Source organism: Dyella sp. CR10 (genome assembly GCF_055814425.1).
In genome coordinates this window covers 3278906-3299067 of record NZ_CP185986.1, presented here as the reverse complement: position 1 = coordinate 3299067, position 20162 = coordinate 3278906, and the positions used below count along the sequence as shown (strand labels likewise).

Here is a 20162-nt window from a genome sequence, read left to right as displayed (position 1 = left end):
ACGCCATGACGGCAACATCATCCCTTGGCGTGCTCGCGCTGCATGGCCTGACCATGGGCACGGCGTGGTCGGCGCGCATCGTCGCACCGGCCGATGCGCCTGTGTGTGCTTGGCAGGATCGCATGCAGCGCTGCCTCGACGACATCGATGCGCAGATGAGCACGTACAAGAGCGCGTCCGCGCTGTCGCGTTTCAACACGGCAACCGCCGGATCCTGGGTCGAATTGCCGGACGCGTGCTTCATGGTGATCGCGCAGGCGCTGCGGTTCGCTCGCGACACCGATGGCGCTTATGACCCGACCGTGGGGCCGCTGGTGAACCTGTGGGGTTTCGGCCCCGATGCGCAGCCGTCGCAAACGCCAGGGGATGCTGAGATCGCCGCCGCCCGAGCGCGCACGGGCTGGTGGAAGCTGTGCATGGACGAAGCCGCGCGGCGCGTCTATCAGCCGGGCGGCGTGTATCTGGATCTCTCGTCCATCGCCAAGGGCTACGCAGTCGATCGGGCCGGCGAGGCATTGGATGGTGCCGGCGTATCCGCGTGGCTGGTGGAAGTTGGCGGCGAGATGAAGGCACGCGGCATGAAGCCAGACGGTTCACCCTGGCGTGTGGGGATCGAGCGTCCCGACGGCTCGGGTGCGTACGATCATGCGGTTGTCCTGAGCGGGCGCGCGATCGCTACCTCGGGCGATTATCGCCGCAGCTACTCGCATGACGGCGTGGCGCGCTCGCACCATATCGATCCACGCAGCGGCAGCCCGGTCGCTTCGCCGGTGGCTTCCGTGAGCGTGCTCGCGACGCACGCGATCGAGGCCGATCCGCTCGGCACGGCGATGACGCTGCTGGGTGTGGACGCCGGCCTCGCCTTCGCGCGCGAACACGGCCTGGCGGTGCTGTTCGTGCTGCGCGGCGCGCAGGGTTTCGAAACGCGCATGTCGCCAGCGTTCGCCGCGGCCTTGAACGCATGACGCGCGGCACGGCACGTGCCATCGCGCACGAAACGCTGGGCCATGTTCTCGCGCTGTTGCCTTTGCTGACGCTCGCTGCCTGGTTCTTTGCGCTGCACACAGGCGCGATGCAGTGGCGCGATCCGGGCCCGGCGCGCTGGTGGGCGGCGGCCGTGAGCTTCACCGCATGGCTGATGCTCATCGCGTTGCGGTACCGGCAGCGTGCGAACAGACCAGGCGATGAGAGTGACGGCGTCGCCGTCCTGATTGCCTACGCCAGCCAGACCGGCTTCGCCGCGCAGCTGGCCAGCCGGACCGCTGACCAGCTCGGTGCCGCCGGCATGCCCGCGCAGGTGGTCGAACTCGGCAGCCTCGACGACAAGGCCTTGCGCGCCCCCGGCCGCGTGCTGTTCGTGGTGAGCACCACCGGCGAAGGCGATGCGCCGGATAGCGCAGCCGCGTTCGAAAGACGCTGTCTGGCGCGCACGGTCGCCTTGCCGGAGTTGCGCTATGGCTTGCTCGCGCTGGGCGATCGGGACTACGCGGCGTTCTGCGGCTTCGGCCGGCGGTTACGTCACTGGCTGGCGCAATCGGGCGCGCAGCCGCTGTTCGACGCAGTGGAAGTAGACGATGGCGATGCCGGCGCGCTGCGCCATTGGCAGCATCATCTGAGCCTGCTTAGCGGCGCCAGCGAGATGCCAGACTGGCAACGCGCACCGTATCGGCGCTGGCGTCTGGTCGGGCGTCGCCTGCTCAATCCCGGCAGCATAGGGGCGCCGTGCTTCCATCTTGCCCTGCGGCCGATCGAGGGCGAGCTGGCATGGGAAGCCGGCGACATTGCGGAAATCGAACCTCGCCATGCCGCGGACGATGTGGCGCGATGGCTCGCCGCTACAGGCTTCGACGGCACGGCGCCAATCGCCGGCGCCGTACCGGGCGAAACCCTCGCCGATCGCCTCGCGCGCAGCCATCTGCCCCCGGTCGCCGACGTCGTCGGCTGGGACGTGGCGCGCCTGGACGCGGCGCTGTCGCCGCTGCCGCATCGCGAATACTCGATTGCCTCGGTGCCCGCCGACGGCGCGCTGCACCTGCTGGTGCGGCAGATGCGCCGCGACGATGGCCGCCTGGGACTGGGTTCGGGCTGGCTGACCCGGGATGCGGCGGATGGCGCGGAGATCGCGCTGCGCGTACGCGCCAATCCATCGTTCCACCCGCCCGCGCCGGAGCGGCCGCTGATCCTGATCGGCAATGGCACCGGACTGGCGGGTCTGCGCGCCTTGCTCAAGGCGCGCATCGCTTCGGGAGCGCGGCGGCAGTGGCTGCTGTTCGGCGAAAGGCAGGCCCGGCACGACTTCTTTCACCGAGAAGAGATCGAACGCTGGCACCGCGGCGGCTGGCTGGAACGACTGGACCTGGCGTGGTCGCGCGACGCGAGCCCGGCCTATGTGCAGCAGCGCCTGCGCGAAGCCGCCACTGAATTGCACGCATGGATCGCACAGGGCGCGGCGATCTGCGTATGCGGCAGCCTGGCGGGCATGGCACCCGGCGTCGACGAAGTGTTGCGTGAGGCCCTGGGGACCACCACCGTCGAGCGATTGCGCGAAGAAGGACGCTACCGCCGCGACGTCTACTGAGATACACGTCGCCGCCGTGACCTTTGGCCTATGCCGGCGCATGCGCACATGGCGCAGGCTGGCGTATCGCCAGGGGAGAGACGAGCATGGTGGGACGTGGGGGCAAGCAGGTTTGCCTTGGGCTGATGCTGGCGCTGGGCGCCGCATCGTGGGTGGCGCTCGCGCAGGACGCACCCGTGCCCGCGGCCAGTACCGCGGTAGCGAACGCGCCGCCGGCCGCCGAAGCGGCGACGGACATCCCGCTGGCCGGCGCCGACGCTGCCGGCGTGCGCGAACCGAGCGCGCCGAATGCCTGGGGCGGCGAGCGCAGCGGTAGCGAAGCCACGCTGTCCGATCGCGTGGTCGGCTACCGCATCGATGCCGAGCTGGATGCGGCCAGGCATGCCGTCAGCGGTCGCGAGCAGATGACCTGGCGCAACCGCAGCGACCGCCCGGTGCGCAGCGTGTACCTGCATCTGTATCTCAATGCCTTCAAGAACGAGGGCAGCACCTTCTTCAGCGAACGCCGCGTGCTGACCGCACACGGGCATTCGCGCGGCGCTGCGACGCTGAAGAAAGGGCAGTGGGGCTGGATCGACCTGCGCCGCGTGCAGCAGGGCGAGGCAGCGCTGAAGTGGAACTTCGTGCAGCCGGACGGCGGACCGAAGACCGACGAGACCGTGGTGAAGGTGGATCTCGCCCAGCCGGTGGGTGCGGGCGAGACGCTGACGCTAGACATCGACTTCCTCAGCCAGCTGCCGCGCGTGGTCGAGCGCACCGGCTGGTGGGGCGATTTCAATCTCGTCGCGCAGTGGTTCCCGAAGATCGCGGTGCTCGAGCTGCCCGGCGAGCGTGGCGCAAAGGAAACACGCTGGAACGCCCATGAGTTCCACTTCAACAGCGAGTTCTACGCCGACTTCGGCAGCTATGACGTGCGCCTGACCGTGCCCTCCGACTACACCGTCGGCGCGGTAGGCGAGCTGCAGGGCGGGCCCGTGCAGAACGGCGGCAAGACCACCTATCACTACGTGCAGGGTGACGTGCACGATTTCGCCTGGGTGGCCGCCAAGGGCTACCAGACGCTGGACGGCAGCTACTCGGGTCCCGGCGTGCCCAAGGTGGCGGTGCGCGTGATCTATCCTCCGGAGTACCAGGCCAGCGCACAGCCGGTGCTGAAGGCGACCACGGATTCGCTGGACTACTTTTCGCGCACTCTGGGGCCGTATCCATATCGCACGGTGACGGCGGTGGTGCCGCCGTATAACGCGGCGGAAGCCGGCGGCATGGAGTACCCCACGTTCTTCACCGCGGAGGGTTATTCGAAGATCGACCCGCGCACCTCCGATCAGTGGGAGATCGACTTCGTCACCATCCACGAGTTCGGTCACGGCTATTTCTACGGCCTGCTCGCCTCGAACGAATTCGAGGAGCCGATGCTCGACGAAGGCCTCAATGAGTACTGGGACCAGCGCATGCTGCGCGAGCGCAACCAGCGCATCCTGGTGCCCGGCTCGTGGGCCGCACGGCTGGGCATCCGGCCGTCGATGGACGTGTTCGCGATGGAACGGATGAGTGCGGGGCTGAAGTCGCCGTACGACCCGCTCGCGCAGAACGCGTGGGACCGCTTCTCCAGCAGCAGCTACGGCACCGTGTATTCGCGCACCGCCACCGCCATGCATGACCTGGAGGAACGCCTGGGCAAGCCGGTGCTGGAGAAGGCTTTTCGCGAGTACTACCGGCGCTGGCATTTCCGCCATCCTTCGGTGGCCGACCTGCGCGCCACCCTGATCGACGTGTCGGGCGATGCGAAGAACGTCAACGAGATCTTCGACCAGTATGTCTATGGCACCGCCTTCATCGACGACCGCATCGCCACCATCGACAACGAAGAGGCCGTGCCGCAGGCCGGCGTCATCGACAAGGACGGCAAGCGCACCGAAGTGGATGCCGAAGCGCTGGAGAAGCAGCTCGACCAGCAGCGTGAGGATTGGCATAAAGCGCATCGCGGCGAGAAATCGGAAGCCGGGCCGTTCCCCTGGCGCGGCACCGTCACCGTTGTGCGCGATGGCGCGCCGGTGCCGCAGCTGCTGCGCGTGACGTTCGCCGACGGCAGCCACGAAGACGTGCGCTGGAATGACGCGCGGCGCTGGGCGCGCTTCACCTTCGAGAAGCCGACCCGGATCGTGTCGGCCGAACTCGACCCGGACCGGACCGTCCTGCTCGACGCCAACAAGCTCAACGACAGCCGCACCGACAAGTACAACGGCGCCGCTTCGCGTCGCTGGACCGCCGATGTCGCCGCCCTGTTGCAGGCCTTCTACTCCTTCCTGGTGACGCTGTGATGGCTCTCAAGAATTCTCGTCGCGTTTCCTTCGGCGCCGTGCTGGGCGCGCCGTTCGCGGCGCTGCAATGGCGCCTGATCCTGCTGTGGACACTGCTGATGCTGCTGCCGACGCTTGCCGCCGCACTGCCGCTGCTGCGTGCGCTGGATGAACTGCTCGGGCATTCGGTGCACGCCGACGCATGGGCGAGGCAGTTCGACGCGATCATGTTCGGCGATTCGGTGCGCGAGCTGATGAGCAACGGCGGCGCGCTGCGCGGCGGCTTCCTTGCCGGGTTGCTGCTGACTGTGCTGCTGTCGCCGCTGCTCAACGGCATGGTGGTGGGCAGCGGTCGTGCCGGCCGGCCGCTCGGCTTTGGCCATCTGCTGCAGAGCGGCGTCGTGGAGTACGGGCGCATGTTCCGCCTGATGCTGTGGTCGCTGCTGCCGTACGCGGCCGCAGTGTGGGCAGTGAAGCAGGGTATGGAGGCGCTGGACGACAAGACCGAACTGGCGGTGCTGGAGGCGCAGGCGCACTCGGCGACGCACGTGGCACTGGTGCTGTGCGCGCTGTGCGTGGTGCTGGCGCAGGTGATCGTCGAATCCGGCCGTGCCGCGTTCATTGCCGACCTCGGCCTGCGCTCGGCGACCAAGGCGATCTGGCGCGGCCTGTGGCAACTGCTGCGGCGGCCCTTCAGCAGCCTGTTCGGCTATCTGTTCGTCAGCGCGATCGGCTTCGGCGTCGCCTTCGCGTTCGGCGTGGCACGCGCCAATACGACGGCGGTGGGGGCCAATTTCCTGCTGGCCTTTGTGCTGACTCAGCTGGCGGTGGCGGCGATCGCGTGGATGCGCACCGCGCGCTTGTTCGCGCTGGCGGAAGTAGCGCGTTCGATCAACGGCGGCGGACGGCGCGCCGCGTTCTGAGGCGTGCCGCGATGTAAGCCTCTCTCCCTCTGGGAGGGGACGGCGTGAGGGTTCGGGCGGAGCGTGGAAGTGATGCGCTCCGCTCCGGGCGTCCCCTCAACCGCAGCGAGTCCCCGCAGCACCGACACCTTCTATTCCGCTCGATGCGTGGCTGCCGGTTGGAGTGAGCGCAGCGAACCCCGACGTTCGCGGGCGAGACCATCCGCAGATCAAAGCGCCAGGCGGACCAGCACGATTTCGCCGCCGCCCTCGATGCGCAAGCGTCCGCGCGCTTCGACCCACGTCGATTCGCCTTGGCTCAGCGCGAGGCTTTCGTCGTCTGCTTGCAACCGGGTCTGTCCCGTCAGCATGTGCAGGAACCAGAGTGCCTTCGCGGCAGGCGGCAGCAGCATCGCGCCGTTCAAGGGCCGTGCGATGAGTTCGCCTTCGGCGTCATCGCGCAGCATCAGGTTGAACGCACGGGTCGGGCCTTCCGTGAGGCGCGCGTGCGGCGGTTCGCCACCGTCGAAACGGATGACGGCCAAGCGCAGCAGCGGCTGTTCGTGTCTGTGCGGAAAATGCAGGGTGAGCGGCGCGTCCAGTGCGGCGAACTGCCGGCGCACGCCGGGCAAGGTGGAGAAGTCGGCGTCGCGTTCGAGGTTGGCGATGCTCAGGCGCCAGCGCCATGCCTGCGGATCCGGCCCGCTGGCCAGAGCGGTAGTGGTGCCGGCACCGTTGGCCCAGGCTTCCGTGCGCAGGGTTTCGGCGTTGATGCGGCGAAAGGCGCTCATGTGTAGCGCGTCAGCCCGCGCGCCGCTCAGGCGTAAGCGGCGCGGCGCGTTTCGCGATACGGCGGGTAGTACGCGAACACATGGTTGTAAGCGCCGCAGAAATCCATGTCCTCGATGTGCTCGCCGCCGAGGCGTTCGGCCAGGCGGTCGGAGGCATCGTTGCCCACGCGCACGAGGCTGATCACGCGCTGCGCGCGCAGCTGGTTCCAGGCGTAGTCGAGGATCGCGCTGCCCGCCTCGGTGGCATAGCCGTGGTGGCGGTATTCGGCCTTGAGCATCCAGCCCAGTTCGAGGCCCGGCCAGCCCTCGGGATTCATCAGGCCCGCCCGGCCGACGAAGGCGCCGGTTTCCTTCAGTTCGAGCGCCCACATGCCGTAGCCGCGCAATTGCCAGTGACCCAGCAGCATGGCCAGCGAACGCCAGGCATGGCCGCGGTCCAGCGGCTCGCCGTCGCCGACCCAGCGCGTGCTGGAGGGGTCGGCGAGCATCGCGGCGTAGTCGTCGAAATGGCTGGCGTTGAGGGCGGTAAGGCGCAGGCGCGCGGTTTCGAGGGTGGGTATGTCGAACATCGCGGTAATTCAGATGACGGGCGTGCCGGCCAGCAAGCCGGCGAGGGCGCGGGTACTCATGGCCAGGCTTTCGGCCCAAGGCAAGCCGATAATTTTCCCACCAGTGGCCGTGTCGATAAAGTCCTCCTCCTGGCCAGGGGCGAGGAGGTGGCGGTAGTCCACCGTGATCTCCGTGCCCGCCGGCAGGTCCCGCGCGGCGAACACGAAGCCGAGGTGCCACAGCCCGGTGGGCTCGAAGCTGTGGTTGATGTAGCACTCGTCGGGCCAGTCGGGGGACAGCGTGTAGCGGTCCTCGAACCAGCGCGCGCTGGCGTGGAGCTGGGCCTTCAGCTCCGGCGAACCCAGGATCTCGGCAAGCGACCAGGTGCGGTCGATCGTGTCCGGCGCGGTGACGACGCGGCCGGCGGCCACGTCCTGCTCCAGGAACAGCCCGTTGCCGGCGCCTCCGATACCCGAAGCGGCAATGCGGTAACGCGGCAGGATCATGGCGTGGAGGGCGCGAACAGCCGAAGGAATCGCTTCATGGAGCCTGGATCTGGGGCCATGGGACATGCCGCCCGGATGACCGGGCGGGCGGAAGTGAAGGCGGAGTGTAGGCGCAACCGTGGCGACCCGCCAGGGTCGCCACGGTGCAGCGGGAGGGCGATGGAACGCATGGGGTGGATGCTTGCTGGCGGCCTCGACCATGGCGGCCGGCGGTGTTCCTGCCCTTCCTTGGTTTCCCCCGGCTTATTCCTCCTCGGCCTTCCTGGCCTTGCCTTTGGCCTTGCCCGGCGCCGCCTCGGCCTTGGCGCCATCGCCGGACAGCAGAATCGCGGACCGGTTGCGCTCCAGCGTTTCCGCGCCGACGCCCTTGACCTTGCCGACCTCGTCGACGCTCTTGAACGGCCCGTGCTCCTCGCGCCAGGCCACGATGGCGGCCGCCTTGGCCGGGCCGATGCCGTCCAGCGCCTTGGCGATGGCCGCGGCGTCGGCGGTATTGACGTTGACCGGCGTGGCGGCATGCAGCGGCAGCGCCAGGCTCAGAGCCAGGCCGAGCGCGATGGGGGCGAGTTTGCGAAACATGGAAATCTCCTCGTGGACAGGGAAAGCGCGACGTCTGCGCGCCGCATCGCCACCTTGCCGCGCATGCCGGCAAGCCACAGCCGGCGCACTGTCCGCGTCGCGGTACGCGGGAGGCCTCATGTCGTGTGCGTTGTCGCCTACGCGACTGTCAGTGGTGCTCTCGGCGCCGCTGATACAATCGGCGCTTTCCCTTTGCCCAGGAGTCCTCATGGATACCGCCCGCCTTTCCGGTTTCATCAGCGGCCTGTGGGATGCCGAGATCGTGCCTCAGCTGATGGAGTACATCCGCATCCCCAACAAGTCACCGATGTTCGATCCCAAGTGGGTAGAGCACGGCCACATGGACGCCGCGGTGAAGCTGATGGAGACCTGGGCGCGCTCCAAGCTGTCCGCCTTGCCGGGCGCCACGCTCGAGGTGGTGCGCCTGGAAGGCCGCACGCCGCTGATCTATATCGAGGTGCCGGGGCAGGGCGACGACACCGTGGTGCTTTATGGCCATCTCGACAAGCAGCCGGAAATGACCGGCTGGGCCGAAGGCCTGGGTCCGTGGACCCCGGTGATCAAGGGCGACAAGCTGTACGGCCGCGGCGGCGCCGACGACGGCTACGCCATCTTCGGCTCGCTGGCCGCGCTGCTGGCGCTGCGCGAGCAGGGCGTGCCGCATGCGCGCTGCGTGGTCATGATCGAAGCCTGCGAGGAATCGGGCAGCTATGACCTGCCGTACTACGTCGATCATCTGGCCGCGCGTATCGGCAATCCCTCGTTGGTGGTGTGCCTGGATTCGGGCTGCGGCAACTACGACCAGCTGTGGCTGACCACCTCGCTGCGCGGCATGACCGGCGGCGAGCTGACCGTGCAGGTGCTGGAGGAGGGCGTGCATTCGGGCGACGCTTCCGGCGTGGTGCCGTCGAGCTTCCGCATCCTGCGCGACGTGCTGTCGCGCCTGGAGGATCCGCAGACCGGCACGATCAAGCCCAAGGAGCTGTACGTCGACATCCCGGCGCAGCGCGTCGAGCAGGCGAAGCAGGCGGCCAAGGTGCTTGGCACCGCCATCTACGACAAGTTCCCCTTCGTCGAAGGCATGAAGCCGGTCACCGACGATCTCGCCGAGCTGGTGCTCAACCGCAGCTGGCGCCCGCAGCTGGCCGTGACCGGCGCGGACGGCTTGCCGCCGCTGGAAAGCGCCGGCAACGTGCTGCGGCCGAAGACCTCGGTGAAGCTCAGCCTGCGCCTGCCGCCCACGCTCAACGGCACGCAGGCCGGCCAGTTCGTCAAGCAACTGCTGGAAAAGGACCCGCCGTACGGCGCCAAGGTCAGCTTCAAGCTGGAGAAGGATGGCGGCGGCTGGCACGCGCCGCAGCTGTCGCCGTGGCTGGAGCAGACGGTGACCGAGGCCTCGCAGCACTATTTCGGCGCGCCGGCCGCGTACATGGGCGAGGGCGGCAGCATTCCGTTCATGGGCATGCTGGGCGAGAAGTTCCCGCAGGCGCAGTTCCTGATCACCGGCGTGCTGGGCCCGCACTCCAACGCGCACGGCCCCAACGAGTTCCTGCACATCCCCACCGGCAAGAAGGTGAGCATGGTGGTCGCCGAAGTGGTGGCGCGCCACTTCGAGCAGGCCGGCAAGGCCTGAGCCGAAAGCGCCGCCCCCGTGGCGGCGCGCTTTCGCGACGCCATGAGCGTGACGGACAGCGACTACAGCTACATCGCGGCGAACTGGGCCGCGGTGCGCGACCGCGTGGATGCGGCCTGCCGTGCGGCCGGCCGCGATCCCGCCGAAGTCGGCATTCTGCCGGTCAGCAAGACCTTCGGGGTGGAGGCCATCCGCGCTGCGGTCGCGCTGGGCCTGCACCGCTTCGGCGAGAACAAGGTGCAGGAGATCCGCGACAAGGCCGGCCCGCTGGCCGATGCCGGCATCGACTGGGTGATGATCGGCCATCTGCAGACCAACAAAGCCAAGGACGTGGCCCGCCTGGCCAGCGAAGTGCAATCGCTCGATCGCCTGGATCTGGCCGAGGCGCTCGACCGCCGCCTGCAAACGGAAGGGCGGGCGATCGACGTGCTGGTACAGGTCAAGACCTCGCCGGAGGAAAGCAAGCACGGACTCGCACCGGCTGATCTGCCGGCTTTCCTGGGGCGCCTGCGCGCTTTCGACACCCTGCGCGTGCGGGGCCTGATGACCATGGCGGTGAACGCGGAAGAAGCCGAACCGGTGCGCGCCTGTTTCCGCCTGCTGCGCGAACTGCGCGACCGGATGGCGGCGCAGGGCCACGACCTGCCGCGTCTTTCCATGGGCATGAGCGGGGATTTCCCGCTGGCCGTCGCGGAGGGTGCCACCGAGGTGCGTATCGGCACTGCGATCTTCGGGCGACGGACGCCCTGACCGGCTTTGAGAGGACGCCGGGTAGACCTGTTACGGACCTCCGTCACAGTTCCGAGACGAAAGCGCCTAAGAAGAATTCCTAGGCAGGTCGGGGCATTACGGTGATTTCCGCCTGTTTTCAGATGGATGCTGGACGTTTCTCAGGCCTTCAGTTTTATGAAACCGCGGGGTTTAGTTAACCCCAATCGAACATACGGTCTATATCGCTTTGCTAAGTTCACGGCTTCGTCACGGTCGCCGACACACCCGGCGGCCAATCTCATGAACAGCAAAGGGATTTTTCCCGCATGCCAATCAAGCGATTGACCGCCCTGTCCGTGCTGGCCGTTGCCGCCCTCGCAGCCGGTCCCGTTTTCGCCAGCCCCAGCGGACAGCCCTCGCCGGCCATCGCTACGATCACCCCGCCGCTGATGAGCCAGTTCGCGGCTCTCGCGCCGGCCCAGGCGATCTCCCAGTCCGTACTGCCCGCCGCGCCGGCCATCGCCGCCGACGAAGAAGGCAATGCCGACGACCTGCGCAAGACGCTGATCGACTTGGCCATGAAGCTGCGCGACATCCGCTACGTGCGCGGTGGCCACGATCCTTCCACCGGTTTCGATTGCAGCGGTTTCGTCCGCTATGTGTTCGCCCATGCCGTGGGCCTGGAGCTGCCTTCCAATTCGGCCGGCCAGTTCCTGGCCGGCCTGAAGGTGAAGCGCTCGGAAATGCAGCCGGGCGACCTGGTGTTCTTCCGTACCGCCGGCCGCCGCGGCGGCGGACGCATCTCGCACGTGGGCATCTACATCGCCAACGGCCAGTTCATCCATTCGCCCTCGCGCGGCAAGACGGTGCGCGTGGACAGCCTCGAGCAGTCCTACTGGGCCAAGCGCTTCGCCGGTGCCAAGCGCCCCGAGGGCATGGCGCAGAACGGCTGAGCCGCTCCAGGATTTTCCGCAGTCGAAGGCCGCCGAAAGGCGGCCTTGTTTTTTTGGGGGAGCAGGGAACGGGGCGCATGCTCGAGCGGGCTGAAGAGGCTCCGCAACGAATGCTTCCGAGCGCCAAGTGTTTCCGCTGGGATTTCACCCCGACCCACGCTTAGCCCGGCTGGCGGCCCAGGCGGCGCAGTTCGTCCGATTCCACCACGCGCACGCCCTCGCCGGGCTGGCGCGCAAGCTGCCACAGTGCGCGGGCGACTGTCTCGGCGCGGATGCCGCGCCATCGGCCGGGCAGCAGGCGCGACAAGGGCGCGGCCAGGGTTTCGCCAAGGCGGAACTCGTCGCGCGACCCCAGCAGCAGCGACGGCCGCACCAGGGTCAGCTGCGGCCAGCCCTGTTCGCGCAGCGACTGTTCCAGCTCGCCTTTGACGCGCGTGTAGAAGCTGCGCGAGGCCGGGTCGGCACCGAGAGAGCTCATCACCAGGTAATGGCGCGCGCCGAGCTTGCGTGCGCGGCGGCCGAGCGCCAGCGGCAGATCGTAGTCGGTCATGCGGAACGCCTCGCGCGAACCGGCCTGCGCGAGCGTGGTGCCGAGGCAGCAGATGGCGATATCCACCGGCGGCTGCAGCTGCGGCAGTACCCGGTGCAACAGCCCGACCGGATTCTCCAGCCGCGGGGCGGACGGCAGTCGGCGCCGCGTCGGCGCAAGCACGCGGGCCACCGACGGATCGGCGAGCAGTTCGCGCAGAAGCAGGCCGCCGGTGAGCCCGGTGGCTCCGGCGAGCAGGACGTGATGATGCGATGCGTTCATGGGTGCAGCGGGAGGACCGACCCGCACAGACTGCCACGCTTCGCCGGTGTTGCGCGTGATGTCCCGCTCAGCCCTGCATGCGCGGGGTCAGCGCGCGACCATGGTCACCGGACGGCGGAAACTCGCCATCGGTTTCCATTGCGGATAGCTGGCATCCATCGACAATCGCCCGCCCACCATGAACAGCGCACGCAGGTCCTCGGCCACGCCGCGCATATCCCAGCCGGGGTCGACATCGGCCTGGGGCTGGCTGGCGCTGGCGGCAAGGAAGGCGCCGTAGCGCGAGCGTCCCGCGGCGAGGCCGCCATCGAGCAGATTCAGGCCCGAGCGCGCATACAGCACCGGCACGCCGCGACTGGCGAAGCTCAGCGCGTCCGAGTGGAACAGCAGGGCGCGCGTGCGCTCGTCGTCGGGGGTGAGGCTGCGGCGCTGGCTGCGCAGGGCATCGGCGAGATAGTCGTCCATCTGCGACTCGCCATAGCCGACGACGTTCAAGTCGCGGCTGGGGCCGAGCCCGGGCAGTGCGTCCAGTTCGATCTCGGCGACGGTGTGCTCCAGCGGCATCGGCGGATGGTCGACGTAGTAGCGCGCGCCGAGCATGCCGGCTTCTTCCAGCGTGAGCGCGACGAACAGCACGCTGCGGTGGGGCTTCGGCGCGCGATGCGTGAAAGCCTCGGCCAGCTCCAGCAGGCCTGCCAAGCCGGCCGCGCTCTGCGCCACGCCATGCAACGACTGACTGTCGCGCGCGTCGGGGTGGTCCCAGTGCGTGGCGTAGACGATGGCGTCATCGGAACGTTTGCTGCCCGACAGGCGCGCGATCACGTTGGGCGAGGTGCCACGGCTGATGTCGCTGTCGATGGCCAGGCTGGCCTTGACTGGCAGGGCAATCGGACGGAAGCCGCGATGCTGTGCGGCCTCGCGCAGCGTGTCGAAGTCCACGCCCGCATCCGCGAACAGGCGTTGCGCGGCCGCCGTGGTCAGCCAGCCGGCGAGGGAGGGCGTGGAGCGTCCGCGGGTGTCCTCGGGCAGGCCGTACCAGGGGCCGGCCCCACGGTCGAGCACGCTCTGCCAGGCGAAGCCCGCCGCGGTTTCGTCGTGCACTACGAATACTGCGGCCGCGCCGTGCCGCGCGGCCTCTTCCACCTTGTAGCGCCACGAGCCGAACAAGGTCGGCCAGCGGCCATGGAACAACGCCGGATCCTGGCTGTTCCAGCCCGGATCGTTGATCAGCACGATGACGGTCTTGCCCTTGAGGTCCTGCCCGTCGTAGTCGTTCCATGCCTGCTCGGGCGCGACGATGCCATAGCCGGCGAACACCAGCGGCGACGTATCGATCGCCGCGTGCGGCAACGCGGCTGGCGAGTTGACGACCATGTCGGTGCCCCACGACAGCGACAGCGGCTGCGCCCCGTCGGCGATACGCAGAGTGGCGCGCGCAGCGTCGCGCACGCGGCTGGCAACGAAGGGCACGTCCTGGGTCCAGCTGTCGCCATTGCCCGGCTGCAGGCCCATGCGCTCGAATTGCCCGATCAAATACGCCACCGTGCGCCGCTCGCCATCGCTGCCCGGTGAACGGTCGCGCAGCGCGGGCGCGGACAGTGCACGGAAATGGACGGCCAAATCCTCGGGCATGATGCCGGGCGAAAAGTTCGCCGTCGTATCGTCATCGCGCGATGCCACCTGGTGATGCTGGCATGCGGCCAGCAACGTGCACAGAGCGAACATGGACAAGAGACGGCGCATTCCTCGGGATCCCGTGCGATACGGTTCGCGGGAATGTAACCGCGTCGGTGCCCGCTGAAAACGCGCAAGATTGTGCGATGGATCGTGCAAGGAACGCAGGGCCGGCATGTACGGAAATGCCGGCCCTGCAGTCGACTTGCCGCTGTCAGCTCTTGGCGCCGAAGTGATAGCTCGCCTCGATCCACCACTGACGGCCGTACGGATCGTAGTTACCAACCGGGTAGAACGGCCAGCCGCTGCCGGTGCGGTCGCGCGGCGGCGCCTTGTTCAGCAGGTTGTTGATGGTCAGCGACACGCTGGCGCGGTCGGTGATGCGCCATGCCACGCTGGCGTTGTAGCGGAAATAGGGCGCAATGCGTCCGCTCTGATCGGCATTGAGCAAGCTGCCGTAGCGGATGCCGTACAACGTGGTGGTGACATCGCGGTAACTCCAGCTGAGGCTGCCGTTGAGCTTGCTGCGCCACTCGTAGGTGCTGCCCGAATCGCTCTGGCCGGCGCCGTTGCGCAGATCGAGCACGGTGCCGCCGGGGAACTGCTGGTAATCGTGCGTGAGCACCAGCGTGTAGTTCAGGCGCAGGGCGAAATCGCCGGCACGCGCACTGCCCCAGCGCAGATTGCCGCTGGCGTCGATGCCGCTGGTGCGCTCGCTGGCGGCGTTGATCGGGTTGACGTAGATGCGCGTGGCGGTGAGCGGATCCACCGCGCCGGCGGCATTGCGCTGTACGCGCGCCAGCGTGGCCTGGCACTGCGGCGAGGCGATGTCCACCGGCTGGCCGGCCTGCGTGCGGCCCAGGCGACAATCGGCTTCGTCGCTCAGCACGCCATCGGCGCTGAGGTTGGTGACTTCGTTGTCGATGCGCACGTGGTAGTAGTCGATCGAAAGATCGAACTGCCGGCTTGGCGACCACACCAGGCCATAGCTGTACGAACGGCCGTTCTCCGCCTTGAGCTTGTCGCTGCCGTAGCTGGTGTAGTTGATGCTCTGGTTGGCGAAGTCGCAGCTGCCGAAGGGCTGGCCTGCCACGCGGCAGCGGTAGTAGTCGGTCAGGCCCGGGATATAGCCGTTGGTCGCGCTGGCGAAGATGTAGTTCATGTCCGGCGCACGGAAGCTGGTGGCCACGTTGCCGCGCAGCAGCAGCGAATCCACCGGGCGATACTCGAGCCCGGCGCTCCAGGTGGCCTTGCGGTCGTGGCGGCCGGCATAGCTGTAGCTGTCGTAGCGCCCGGCCACGGTGGCGATGAGCTTTTCGTAAAGCGGCAGGCTCAGCTCCGCGCCGACCGCATAGCGATCGCGCTTGCCGCTGGATGGCAGGTTGCCGCTGTTGTTCCAGAACACGCCTTCGCGCAGGCGCTCGTCCGGCGTGTTGCGGTAACCCTGGCTGCCCGCCTCGATCACGCCGGCGAAGCCCGCCGAGCCGCCGGGCAGGGCGAACAGGTCATCGTGGTTCGCGCTCAGGCTGAGCGTCTGCACCCAGGCGGTGTTGTGGCTGGCGTAGGTGTCCGTCAGCTGGTCCCATGCATCGGGCGTGAGTGGCCGATAGAGCCGCGCGGGATCAGGCGTATAGACGGCCACGCCGTTGGAGGTTCCGCTGCGCGGGCCGAGGAAGTATTCGTCCAGCCCATTGAGGAAGGCGCGCCGGCTGGTGATGTTGTCGTACTCCGAGCGGTTGTACGCCGCTTCGTAGCGCCAGTGCTCGCCGGCGCGGCCACGCACGCCGACAGTGGCGTTCCAGGCGCGTTCGAAGAAGCGGCTGCCTGCCTGCGTGCGCCCGCCGATCTCTTCCGGAGAGAAGCGGCGGTACCAGCGCTCGGGCTGTCCGGTGGCGCTATTGATGAAATAGCTGTCGCCGGCGGCCAGCGAGGTCCAGCTCGGCGCGCGCGTGGTGTTGCGGATCTTGTCCACGCCCAGCATGAAATCGCCGAACAGTTCCGTATCGTCGCTGAGCTGGTAATGCAGGCCGGTATAGGCGTTGACGTTGCGTTGCTGCGTCTGCACGGTCCAGAACGTCGGCGGGGCACGGTCGCTGCCGCAGTAGTAGCCCAGCCGCGGGTTGTAGGCGCGGCGCACGGTGCCGCCGTAGAGACCGCTCAGAGCGTCGCAGGTACCGGTGCCGGGATCGACGTACTTGCCCGTGTTCATGTCGCGTCGATAGAACACCGCGGTGGGGATCGTGGGTGCGCCGTGGAGACTCGGGTCGCGCGCGAGCGAATCCATGAAGCGGCGGTCCGTGCCCCAGATCGGCTCGCGGCGGGTCAGCTCCACGCCGAACACGGCGTCGAGCTTGCCCCAGCTGTGCCCGCCGCCGATCTGCAGGCGCTGGTTGGCGCCGCCGCCGCCTTGCGTGCCGCCGGTGCGCAGTGCGACATCCAAGCCCTTGGCCTTCTGCTTGAGGATGACGTTGACCACGCCGGCGATCGCATCCGAGCCGTACACCGCGGATGCTCCGCCGGTGAGCACTTCGATGCGGTCGATCATCACGGCGGGGATGTTCGCCAGGTTCACGAAATTCACCGAGCCGTCGTAGGCGACCGGGTAATCCGCTACGCGGCGTCCGTTGACCAGTACCAGCGTGTGGTTGGGACCGAGTCCGCGCAAGTTGATGGTGTTGGCGGCCGGCGTGAAGGTGTTGCCGAAATCCTCGCCCTGAGTCATGCCGGTGTTCTGGCTGAGCGAGTTGATGGCGTCGTAGACGCTGCGGAAGCCGCGCGACTGGATGTCCTGTGCGCTGATGGTGATGACCGGCGAAGGGCCTTCGATATCCGCGCGCGGAATGCGCGAGCCGGTCACGGTGACCTGTTCGAGCGTCTTGCTGTCCTGCGGTGCGGGCGTGTCGTCGGCGGCATGCGCGCCGAAGGCGAGGGAGAGACCCAGCCAGAGCGAAGTGCGCAGCCATGCGCCGCGCGTTGCGATCGGGAGAGACATGAAACGTGGATTCCTGTGGGGGATGGGGGGCGCGGGCGGGGATGTCCCGCGCCGGAGGGCTCAGAAGCGGTAGTCCGCGCCGACGTAGACATAGCGGCCGCGGGGATCGGCCTGGGTCAGGTCGTAATACGTGTTGGACGGATCCCACGGCGGCCGGCGGTTCTGCAGGTTCTGTACGGCCAGCATGAGCGTGGTGTTGGGCAGACCCGTGTACGCGACGCTCAGATCGAACGTGTTCCAGGCCTTTACCCGCTCAGGGTAGGCGGGGCTCAGGCGGTTGTCCGGGTTTTGCCGGTAGCCGCCCACGTGGTACCAGGTCAGCGTGCTCGCGACGTCGTGGAAGCCCCAGGTCAGGCCGGTGCTGCCGCGCCACTTCGGCAGCGAGCCGAAGATGTTGGTGCCGGCGCCGTTCACCGGCGCGTCGCCGGCCACGCGCGGCTGGCTGTACTTGAGCAGGCGTGTCCAGCTGCCGTTGAGGATGAAGTCCCCGGCGGCGCCGGCATGCAACGTGTGGTGGAAGTCGAGATCGACGCCGTCGGTGGTCAGGCTCTGCTGGTTGCGGTACTGGTTGGTGATGATGCTGATGCGGCCCTGAGCATCGCGCTGCACGCGCGGATCCTTGCGCAGTACCAGCGTGGCGTCGTCGTCGGGGCCGATAATGCCGCGCTGAACGATGTGGTAGTAGTCCAGGCTCACGCTGGTGTCGGCGCTGGGCGAGATCACGAGGCCGCCGTTGTAGTTCTCCGAGCGCTCCGGGCGCAGCTTCGGATTCGCCGCGAACACGTCGGTATAGCCGCGACGCTGGCCGGGCGTCACCGGATCGTAGGGATCGACCACGGTGCTGTAGCTCACCGCGGTGCTGTGGGTGATCTCCGGCAGTGACGGGGCGCGGAAACCGCGCGAGTACGAGCCGCGCAGCAGCAGCCAGTCCAGTGGCTGGTAGCGCAGCGTGAATTTAGGCGCAAAGGCATTGCCGAAATCGTTGTAGTGATCCAGCCGTCCGGCCACGCCCGCTTCCAGCGTCGCAAGGATCGGCACGTTGAATTCTGCGTACGCGGCGTGCACGTCGCGCGAGCCGCGGATGATGTCGATGGCCGGGCGCAGTTCGCTGCCCGAGAGCACCGCCTGCGAGGTGCGCGAGTTGATCGACTCGTTGCGGAATTCGTAGCCGGCGGCGAAGCCCACCGCGCCTGCGGGAAGGTCGAACAACTGGGTGCTGGCGGTGGCGTCCACCGTGGTCAGGCGCGACACCGCCGGGCGGATGGTGGACAGGCGAAGCGCATCGATCGCCGCCTGCGAGTTATGGCCTGCAGCGAAGTCGTAGCCGCCACTGGCGAGCAGCGACTGGAAGGCGTAGCGGTTGCCGAAGTTGGTGACGTATTCCTTCAGGCTGCTTTCCGAGTGCCCGGCCGAGACGTCCCAGTCCCACGCACCGGTATGGCCTTTCACGCCACCGAGGAAGCGCGTGAAGATGGTGCGGTCGCGCTTGTTGCGCTGGCCCACGTTCCACAGGTTGGTGTTCACCGGGGTGGGCACGCCGTACGGGTTGGCGGGGTTGCCTGTCGGCAGTGTGGTGTCGATGTTCACCAATCGCTGGTTGGCATTGTCCCAGGCGCGCAGGCTGGTGCCGATCGCCAGCGGTGCGCTGAAGACGAAGGCGGCGTGACTGCGGCTGTAGACCGCTTCGCCGTAGGCCTGGATGTCGTCGGTGAGCTTCACCGTGGCCTTGAGCACTGCGTGGTAGCGCTCTACGCCGGGAATCAGCGAGGTGTAGGGCGCCGGGTTGTGGGCCCAGGTATTGCCGGCCTTGCCGGGCGTGATGGCGCCGTAGGGCACTTTGCGCACCGGGCCGACGGCATCGGCGAAGCCCTGGGTGGGATCGTTGTTGTAGTAGTTCGTCGGCGTCCAGTTGAGGCGGCCGCCCGGCTTGTCGCGGAAGTCGTTGTCGCGCAGCCAGCTCACGTCGTCCTGGTTGAGCTGCGACGTGCGCGTGCCGTCGAGGGCGAAGAACACGTTGTAGCCGTCCTTCTTCAGGTCGCCCTTGCCGAGCAGCAGGTGGAAGTTGTTGGAATGCTGCCCGGTGCCTTCGGTGCTGCCGCCGATGTTCGCGCCGAGCTCGGCGCCCTGATAGTTCTGCTTGAGGATGATGTTGACCACGCCCGCAATCGCGTCGGAGCCGTACACGGCGGATGCGCCGTCCTTGAGCACTTCGATGCGCTCCACCGCGGCCAGCGGCAGCGAATTCAGGTCGACGAAGGTGTCCTGCAGCTCGAACGCAGTGGCGTAGTTGGCGACGCGCTTGCCGTCCAGCAGCACCAGCGTGTTCTTCTGGCCCAGGCCGCGCAGCGAGATCCCCGCGGTGCCGGCGGAGAAGCTGCCGGTGAGCTGTTCGTTGACACTGTTGCCGGTGTTGGCCGAGATCGAGCGGAGCAGATCGGGCAGGGTGGTCTTGCCGCTGGCGCGGATCTGTTCGGCGGTGATCGTCTGGACCGGGCTGGGGCCCTCCAGATCGGTCGTCTTGATATTGGATCCGGTGACCGTGACGGCTTCGAGCTGGGTGGCCTTCTTGCCGTCGGCGTCTTCCGCGTGCAGCGGAGAAAGCGCGAGCGCCGAGGCGATGGCTAGCGGGAGCAGGCTGGGCTTGAACATGGGTGGAAGCATTCCTGTGAGCGCGTCCTTCCCGGCGCGAGGCCAGGTGACAGGGACGGCGGGATGCAGCGGGGGAGCTGCGGTCGGGGCGTACGCCGCGGGGACGGCGTCAAGGCAGGCGCGGGGAAACGCCTAAGGCTGGATCAGCCGATGCGACACATTCGACAGCGACAACAACACGCCATGCCTGCGAGGACGTGGCGGTCGGCGCGGTGCGAAGAAAGAGCGTGCGGGAGGTGCATCGTGGTATCCGGCATGACGTGCGTCCGTGGACGCTGGCTTGCTTGGAGCCGGGACAGGGGCCCGGTATCGAGGGAAAGCGGCGCGGGATCAGCGACAACAGCAACAACACATCGCGCACATGCGATGCGTGGTGCTGGCGATCCGGCGGTTGCCCTGGATAGTCACGATGAAAGGATGTTCCTGTGGAAAAGACGACGGCGCGTTGGGGAAGCGGCCGTATGGACGTCCATTTCTGCATCGCGTCGAAGCGATGTCAACCGGCAGGAGGCAAACGCGTTCGTGGCGGCGTCC

The 20162-nt window shown here is 67.8% G+C and carries 15 protein-coding genes; 7 read left to right on the top strand and 8 right to left on the bottom strand.

Translation table 11 applies throughout. From position 1 onward, the window contains the following. Nucleotides 1-5 precede the first annotated feature (5 nt). The 4 genes from ACNR9O_RS14790 (at nt 6) to ACNR9O_RS14775 (ending at nt 5801) form a co-directional block, all read left to right on the top strand. A complete protein-coding gene (locus tag ACNR9O_RS14790) occupies nt 6-965 on the top strand; it encodes an FAD:protein FMN transferase (RefSeq protein ID WP_473687523.1) in 960 nt (319 codons plus the stop codon). Further along, nucleotides 962-2578, top strand: coding sequence for a sulfite reductase subunit alpha (locus ACNR9O_RS14785; protein ID WP_473687525.1), 1617 nt, complete (start codon nt 962-964; stop codon nt 2576-2578). Before ACNR9O_RS14790 ends, ACNR9O_RS14785 begins: the two co-directional genes overlap by 4 nt. Nucleotides 2579-2664: 86 nt before the next feature. Then, nucleotides 2665-4899, top strand: a complete 2235-nt coding sequence (locus ACNR9O_RS14780) for a M1 family metallopeptidase (RefSeq protein WP_473687527.1) — start codon at nt 2665-2667, stop codon at nt 4897-4899. Next, complete coding sequence (locus ACNR9O_RS14775; RefSeq protein ID WP_473687529.1) at nt 4899-5801, top strand: hypothetical protein; 903 nt, start codon at nt 4899-4901, stop codon at nt 5799-5801. Before ACNR9O_RS14780 ends, ACNR9O_RS14775 begins: the two co-directional genes overlap by 1 nt. Before the next feature lie 209 nt (nt 5802-6010). On the opposite strand, the gene ACNR9O_RS14770 is transcribed toward ACNR9O_RS14775, so the two are convergent. The 4 genes from ACNR9O_RS14770 to ACNR9O_RS14755 all read right to left on the bottom strand — a co-directional run bounded on the left by ACNR9O_RS14770 (nt 6011) and on the right by ACNR9O_RS14755 (nt 8205). Continuing rightward, nucleotides 6011-6571, bottom strand: coding sequence for a HutD/Ves family protein (locus tag ACNR9O_RS14770; RefSeq protein ID WP_473687531.1), 561 nt, complete (start codon nt 6569-6571; stop codon nt 6011-6013). Between the two features lie 26 nt (nt 6572-6597). Further along, the gene (locus ACNR9O_RS14765; protein WP_473687533.1) at nt 6598-7140 is read right to left on the bottom strand and encodes a GNAT family N-acetyltransferase; all 543 of its coding nucleotides are present in this window, start codon (nt 7138-7140) and stop codon (nt 6598-6600) included. A gap of 9 nt (nt 7141-7149) precedes the next feature. After that, nucleotides 7150-7626: an SET domain-containing protein-lysine N-methyltransferase gene (locus tag ACNR9O_RS14760; protein WP_473687535.1), complete on the bottom strand. Its 477-nt coding sequence runs from the start codon at nt 7624-7626 to the stop codon at nt 7150-7152. Nucleotides 7627-7869: 243 nt separating this feature from the next. Continuing rightward, the gene (locus ACNR9O_RS14755; RefSeq protein ID WP_473687537.1) at nt 7870-8205 is read right to left on the bottom strand and encodes a ComEA family DNA-binding protein; all 336 of its coding nucleotides are present in this window, start codon (nt 8203-8205) and stop codon (nt 7870-7872) included. Between the two features lie 208 nt (nt 8206-8413). On the opposite strand from ACNR9O_RS14755, the gene ACNR9O_RS14750 reads away from it, so the two are divergent. From ACNR9O_RS14750 to ACNR9O_RS14740, 3 genes are all read left to right on the top strand, one after another. Further along, nucleotides 8414-9838 carry a M20 family metallopeptidase gene (locus tag ACNR9O_RS14750; protein WP_473687539.1) on the top strand — a complete coding sequence of 475 codons (1425 nt, stop codon included), beginning with the start codon at nt 8414-8416 and terminating at the stop codon, nt 9836-9838. Nucleotides 9839-9880: 42 nt separating this feature from the next. Next, entirely contained in the window at nt 9881-10588 is a 708-nt protein-coding gene (locus ACNR9O_RS14745; protein ID WP_473700786.1) for a YggS family pyridoxal phosphate-dependent enzyme, read from the top strand. A 287-nt stretch (nt 10589-10875) separates the two neighbouring features. Then, nucleotides 10876-11502, top strand: coding sequence for a C40 family peptidase (locus ACNR9O_RS14740; protein ID WP_473687543.1), 627 nt, complete (start codon nt 10876-10878; stop codon nt 11500-11502). A 160-nt stretch (nt 11503-11662) separates the two neighbouring features. Here ACNR9O_RS14740 and ACNR9O_RS14735 read toward each other — a convergent pair whose 3' ends face one another. The 4 genes from ACNR9O_RS14735 to ACNR9O_RS14720 form a co-directional block, all read right to left on the bottom strand. Next, nucleotides 11663-12313, bottom strand: coding sequence for a Rossmann-fold NAD(P)-binding domain-containing protein (locus ACNR9O_RS14735; protein WP_473687545.1), 651 nt, complete (start codon nt 12311-12313; stop codon nt 11663-11665). 87 nt (nt 12314-12400) lie between these two features. Then, nucleotides 12401-14038 (bottom strand): M28 family peptidase, encoded by a 1638-nt coding sequence (locus ACNR9O_RS14730; protein WP_473688373.1) that lies wholly within the window; start codon nt 14036-14038, stop codon nt 12401-12403. A 163-nt stretch (nt 14039-14201) separates the two neighbouring features. Beyond that, nucleotides 14202-16979, bottom strand: coding sequence for a TonB-dependent receptor plug domain-containing protein (locus ACNR9O_RS14725; protein WP_473687547.1), 2778 nt, complete (start codon nt 16977-16979; stop codon nt 14202-14204). Between the two features lie 60 nt (nt 16980-17039). Continuing rightward, the gene (locus tag ACNR9O_RS14720; protein WP_473687549.1) at nt 17040-19628 is read right to left on the bottom strand and encodes a TonB-dependent receptor; all 2589 of its coding nucleotides are present in this window, start codon (nt 19626-19628) and stop codon (nt 17040-17042) included. Between the last annotated feature and the right edge of the window lie 534 nt (nt 19629-20162).